The 6,448-nt window shown below is 41.9% G+C and carries 5 protein-coding genes; 3 read left to right on the top strand and 2 right to left on the bottom strand.

Annotated features, from left to right (window positions below):
- Both AC4E96_RS03715 and AC4E96_RS03710 read right to left on the bottom strand, forming a co-directional pair.
- A partial coding sequence (locus AC4E96_RS03715; protein WP_490254941.1) for a TonB-dependent receptor occupies positions 1–1,201 on the bottom strand: 1,201 nt, incomplete at its 3' end.
- A gap of 233 nt (positions 1,202–1,434) precedes the next feature.
- A complete protein-coding gene (locus AC4E96_RS03710) occupies positions 1,435–3,891 on the bottom strand; it encodes a DNA polymerase II (RefSeq protein WP_490254940.1) in 2,457 nt (818 codons plus the stop codon).
- Between the two features lie 107 nt (positions 3,892–3,998).
- On the opposite strand from AC4E96_RS03710, the gene AC4E96_RS03705 reads away from it, so the two are divergent.
- From AC4E96_RS03705 to AC4E96_RS03695, 3 genes are all read left to right on the top strand, one after another.
- On the top strand, positions 3,999–4,796 hold the full coding sequence (locus AC4E96_RS03705; RefSeq protein WP_490254939.1) for a TSUP family transporter: 798 nt from the start codon (positions 3,999–4,001) through the stop codon (positions 4,794–4,796).
- 1 nt (position 4,797) lies between these two features.
- Complete coding sequence (priC, locus tag AC4E96_RS03700; protein WP_490254938.1) at positions 4,798–5,424, top strand: primosomal replication protein PriC; 627 nt, start codon at positions 4,798–4,800, stop codon at positions 5,422–5,424.
- Between the two features lie 72 nt (positions 5,425–5,496).
- Entirely contained in the window at positions 5,497–6,411 is a 915-nt protein-coding gene (locus AC4E96_RS03695; protein WP_490254937.1) for a histone deacetylase family protein, read from the top strand.
- The last annotated feature ends 37 nt before the right edge of the window (positions 6,412–6,448 follow it).

Genomic DNA, 6,448 nt, shown 5'->3' with positions numbered 1-6,448 from the left:
TACGACGACGTGAACGAACTACGTCTTTACCGAATGGGTTGTAGAAGTTGTCTTTTGAAACACCGTTGAAGTTAACGTCATTACCATCAGCATCTTGAGTGATGCCTTCGTAACCAGGACCGAAACGAGTATCGTAAGGAACCGCAGCTAGCTCTTGACGAGAAGTACGCTTGTTAATACGAGTTTCTGTGTAAACACGAGTGTCGTCATTTAGCTCGAAAGAACCTTCAACGAAGAAGTTTAACTTCTTATAAGGAGTTTGAAGGTAGTTAACAGGCGCGTAGTTGTACGTGTCATTGTTTGGACCACTACCTACAAACGGACGCATGTCTGATAATTTAGCGATGCCGCCGTCACATGTGCCGTTAGTTTGGTTAGGTGTACCATCAGCGAAGTAGAAGTTACCACAAGGAACAGAACCAGAACCTAGAGTAATAACGTTAGCATTATCACCTTCACCGATTAGGCCATTTTTCCAGAATGATTCTTCTGCATCTGCACCCCAAACCTGCCATGGATTGTTCATGAAGTCGATTGGCGTGTCACCTTGGTAAACAGCTTCTTGAGTTACATAGTCAACACCAACAACGATGTTACCTGCACCAAAGTCTTTACCTAATAAAACACTGAAACCTTCTTGGTTGTTAGTGCTTACGTCCATAGAACCAGAAGTGTGAACTGTAACTTCAGCACCTTCGTAGTCACGCTTAGTGATGATGTTAACAACACCAGCAACCGCGTCTGCACCGTAAGTCGCAGAAGCACCATCTTTAAGAACGTCAATACGCTTGATCATTGAAGATGGGATACCCTGGAAGTCAGAGCTAACTGGGCGACGACCGTTTACAAGTACTAGTGTACGAGAAGAACCTAAACCACGTAGTTCAACGAAAGTACCACCGTTACCACCGTTGTTCGTCGTTGTCATAGCAGGTGAACCTGACATGATCGCGCTTGATTGTAGGAATTGACCTACGTCTTGGATGCCTTGAACTTCAAGTTGGGCAGCCGAGATTGAAGTAATTGGTTGCGCAGTTTCAAGGTCAGTTCTCTTAAGACGTGAACCTGTAACCTCGATTTTTTCGATTTCTTTAGCTTCTGCTTCAGCTGCAAATGCTGTTGTTGCTGGTAGCGCAGTCGCCGCAGCACCAAACGCAATCGCTAAGCGCACTGAGTTTGCTAATTTATTATTCTTAAACATGGATATTTCTCCCTGGACCACTTTTGGGTAGTGGTTATTTTTATTTTATTGCCTCTATGTAGTTATCATTTTGCCGAAACAAAAAGTTACATAGCGACACATTCCACTCGATACTAACCTCATCCCTGTTCGATGGTCAACCCTTAATCCAAACGATTTTTATTTTTTTATTTAGGTTTTTTTTGTATAAAAGTTGCGGTGTTAGATCAGCTACCACAAATTAAATCTAATATTCACAGTAAAGTGAGCTGATTAGAAAATTCTTTCAGGGCACTATTTTCGTGCTCATTTAGAATGGACTCAGCAATGGGAAACAACTGTTTTTCGACGTAATGTTGGTAGTCCAAATGGCCAGTTTCGTCAATACTTTTTGGGCCGTCTGTAGAAATAAAATACTCGATTAAACTACCCTTTTGATATTTTTCATATCCGAGCATCTTGTTGGCATTTCTTGCGGCGCGAATTTGCGGCGGGGTCGTTTTTACATAACTGACTAATTCATTTCGAATTCGCTTTTTGTAGTTTAACAGGTGGTCAAATTCACCATTTCTCAACTTTTGAATCGTCTCGGCGATGTACGGTTGGCATAGTTGATTTGCAAATACTCGTTTAAACAATTCATGTTGAAACTCTTTGGCCATCGGTGTCCAGTCACTCCTGACATTTTCTAGCCCTTTGAAAACGATTTGTTTCTGTCCGCTTTGGTCAATAATTTGCCCTGCATAACGCTTTTTGGAGCCGGTATCGGAACCTCTTAACTTCGGCATAAAAAAGGGTTGATAACAATTCTCATATTCCAACTCGAGTTTGCTCTCAATATCAAAGTCTTGCCGAAGCTTTTTCTGCCACCACTCATTGAGTTCCAAGCCAAGTCGTTCTGCGTCGCTTTCTTGATAAGCGGACCCAGCCAAACTGACAAACACAGAGTCCGTATCTCCGTATATTACGCTCATGCCACGCTGGTGAAACCAAGCTTTTGTCTCATTTAAAACCCAGTGACCTCGCATCGTAATTGAGCTCGCCAGCTTGGTATCGTAAAAGCGACAGCCTGCGGAACCAAGTACACCATAAAAGCTATTCATAATGATCTTAATGGCATTAGAAAAAACTTTATTACCTGATGCTTTGGCTTTTTCTCGAGCGACCCACAGTTCATCCAAAATATCTGATAATAGACTTTTATTGCGACTGAACTCGCCACCGCGAAATCCAGGCAGTCTCAGTTCAGGCTCAATTTCACTTGATTCAATTAAGGTAATGGGGTCCACATTGAAAGTACGAATGATAGATGGGTAGAGGCTTTTGAAGTCAAAAACCAGTACTTGCTCGTGAATTCCAGGGACAGAGTCCATGACAAAGCCGCCAGGGCTGTGTAAATAGTCTTCCATACTGACCAAATTGGGTGCAATCCAACCTTTGCGATGCATATCAGGCATATACAAATTATGAAACGCCGCAACCGAACCGCCCGTTTTATCTAGATCCAAACCAGTTAATTGGGTCCTTGTTTGAAGGTACAGTAATAGCTGTTCTTGTTTAAAAATATCAGCAACCAACTTACAGTCTTGTAGGTTGTAAGCCGCTAATTTAAGTGGTTCATGTTGATAAAGCCTTTTGATTTCGGCTAATTTGTCTCCAGCTTCGTCAACTAATGGTATTTTTTGATCAGCCAAGATAACTTTTGCGACGTTGTTTAGCGAAAAACTAGCAAAGTGATATGTCGCGTTTTTCATTACATCAATACCATCTAAAACGATACGTCCTGCGACACTTGCTCGGTCAGGGAACCGTTGACTACCGACATTTCCATCTTGAAACCTAAGTTCGCTGCCATCTCTGCCAATGCTTAGATTAACATTACAGCGCTTTGCAGCTTTCACAATCAAACGAACGTCAAACCCAATAAAATTCCATCCAACCAAACAATCTGGATCCAAGTCATTCACTATATTTACAAAACTTTGTAATAGCTCCCGCTCTGACTGGCACCAAGTAATGTATGAAGGCACAGGCTCATTATGAAGTGTGGATTGCCCCTCGGATGGGTTCATTGGTACAGGCACTAACATTCCAGCCGTGTTATATATAACGGCTTGATACGCTTCACTGTAAAACCCGATAGAAAACAACTCCCCTCGTTCGTTACACTCGATATCAATCGACAATAAAGAAAAAGGCTGAGGGGTGATTAACTGCGCTGCCGTTTTACCATTTTGATAATGGATATAGCCGTTTCTTTGGGTTGGTTCGCCAACAAATCGAACACCGCCTTTTATAAACCGTTCCATCAAATAACGATCTACGGGTCGTATATCATCTTCAAAAAGCTCAACATTCGAGGCCTGGCAAAGCGTCTTCAGTTTGTAATAATGATTTAAAGATAATGTATATACCGCTGACATTGGCTCACGCTTAAAATTCTTAAGCTCAACGTTTTTAATTTCTGCTTGAAGTCCTTCGCGCTGTAATAGTTGATGTAATCTATCGGCGTCACTGGCTTTTACAAAACAGGTTGGCTTTTGATTCGGTACTGTCACCAACGAATTGCCTGATATCGTCTGTATCCAAAAATCAAAACAGCACCGTCCGCCCGAATCGTACTGGTGACGGGTTAATAAAAAGCCTTGAAGTGCCACTTCACTATCTGGCCTAGCTGTTGATATCGTTTGTGGGTATATGTGATTCGACATTGACATATCATTAAAAGAAGTAGACAGGTATAATATCGACACTCGCCGCCAAATTAAACATTTGGCGCTTTAGTCATTACTTAAAGTAACCCAGTTTAGGAGTCGGTTTGGATTGGTTAGTCGGTTTTTTTGAATTCCCAGAGCTGTCGAATACTATTATTCTGTTATTACTTGCCTCTGCATTTTTAGCCGGTTTTATCGATGCCATAGCAGGTGGCGGTGGGTTGTTGACTGTACCAGCATTGTTAGCATCTGGACTACCTCCTCACGTTGCGTTAGGTACCAACAAATTGGCGGCTACTTTTGGGTCCATTACCGCCAGTTATGCCTTCTACAAGAAAAAACTTTTTTCTCCGTCCTTTTGGAAACTATCTCTTTTAGCAACCGCTATCGGCGCTATCGCGGGAACGGTAATGGTATCTTTCCTTAACGCCGACATCTTAAATAAGTTATTACCTATCCTTATCGGTTTTAGTGCTTTATATGCGCTCCTAAATCCAGTCAAGGCCACCACAAACACTGACTTACCCGTTAAATGTCAGGGGTTAACCATCAAAAAAGTGGTCCAAGGGTTTACTCTAGGCTTTTATGACGGTTTTGCAGGACCTGGTACAGGCGCATTTTGGACCGTAAGTAATTTGTTTTTGTACAAGATGAATTTGTTAATGTCCTGTGGCGTAGCCAGAGCCATGAACTTCGTTAGTAATATTTGTTCGCTTATCGCCTTTATTATTCTTGGTCACGTCAATTTTGCGATTGGTATTTCAATGGGCGCCTTATTAATGCTTGGTGCATATACCGGTGCTCACTCAGCCATTCGATTTGGTAATAATTTTATTCGTCCCATTTTCACCATTGTTGTGTCTATAATGGCAATCAAACTAGCAATCGATGCATGGGCATAACGTGTCTTTTCCACACCAAATGAATAACAACGAGAATGTGGCGCAATTATTATCAAAAGTTGATGAGCTTAAACATCGGCTTGCAGACATCCTTCAGTCACAACAAACTTGGTTTAAAGCCAGTGACGTTTTCAACTCAAGTCACTTTTATACAAAAAGTGATGAACTAAAAGACTATTTAAAAGAGCTGGAGGGGAATGTATTAAGGTTGAGAACCGTGACCGAAGCCCAACATGCTGAATATCTTACAGAACGTATCTCAGTTCAGTTTTCTTGTTTTCGCAATTTTACTAACTCCTCCTACTTAAGTACCAAATATAAAAACCAAAATAAACAACACTTTTCCAAAGTAAACAGAATAAAGCAGCTCGCCTCCAGAGTGACACAATCTTCTCAAGAGCTTTATCAGGAGTTATCAAAGTTGCAAGAATACGAGCGACGTTTAATCGACATGGTTAATGAAAAACAAAATGCATTAAACTCTGCTCAACAGCAGCGTATCTCTGCAAATCAAAAAGCCGAGCTACAGAACCAAGTACTCGTCACACACCAAAGACTTGGCCGCTGCCGAAAAGCCATCAGTGGTGTGGAAGAGCAGATTCAAAAGCTAGATTCACGACAAAGCTAGGGCTCAACTTAGAATAAAACCAGTTTACTATGGCTCTATAAGAACGGGTTATTTAAAAAACGGCGTAAAATCATGTTACCTATTCAAATCGTTTTTCATCCTATTTACAGTCAATTGGATCTGCCCAGAAACCATAGATTTCCTATTGAAAAATACCAGTCCTTACACGACCGATTAACAAGCCATTACCCAAAACAGTTTAATGTCAATTTGGTTGGTGCTCCGGTCAGCCCCGAAGTGTTAAATTCGGTTCACGAGCAAGGCTACATAGACTCTTTTCTCTCGGGTAATATTGAAGCCAAAGCGATGAAGCGCATTGGTTTTCCTTGGTCCGAGCAATTTGTTCTACGTACTCGTTTTGCCGTTGCAGGTACAATAAAAACCGCACTTTTAGCTGCAGAGCATGGAATTGCACTGAACATGACCGGTGGCTATCATCATGCTCATCCCGATTTTGGTTCGGGGTTTTGTGTCTTCAATGACCTGACCATTGCCGCTAGTGAACTCATTAGCCAGCATAAGGCTAGCCGTGTTCTCATTTTTGACTGTGATGTGCATCAAGGTGATGGAACGGCCGTTTGCACCGAAAAGCGTAGCGACATTTATTCATTGTCGATTCACTGTGAAAAGAACTTCCCTGCCAGAAAGCAACAAAGTGATTGGGATATAGGCCTAGCCAAGTTTTGCGAAGACGAAGACTACCTAACCACAGTTCAAGATGCGTTAGATACCGCGATTGCGGCATTCAGGCCTGACTTTATCATTTATGACGCTGGCATTGATATACATGAGAATGACGACTTGGGTTTACTAAACATTTCAACTGACGGCATATATCAACGAGACTGCACTGTGTTTAGAACCGCCAAAACCCACAACATACCCATTATGGCGGTGATAGGTGGTGGATACCAACGAGACATAAAGGCATTAACCGATGTTCACGAGCAACTTGGTAAGGCCGCCTTGACGGTCTTCGGCTCCTAACAGTGCTAATGAAAAACTAGACAAATGATAGTAAACA

It is taken from the genome of Psychrosphaera sp. (genome assembly GCF_982872775.1).
The sequence above is the reverse complement of the archived record's forward strand: the minus strand, read 5'-3'. Positions and strand labels throughout refer to the sequence as shown.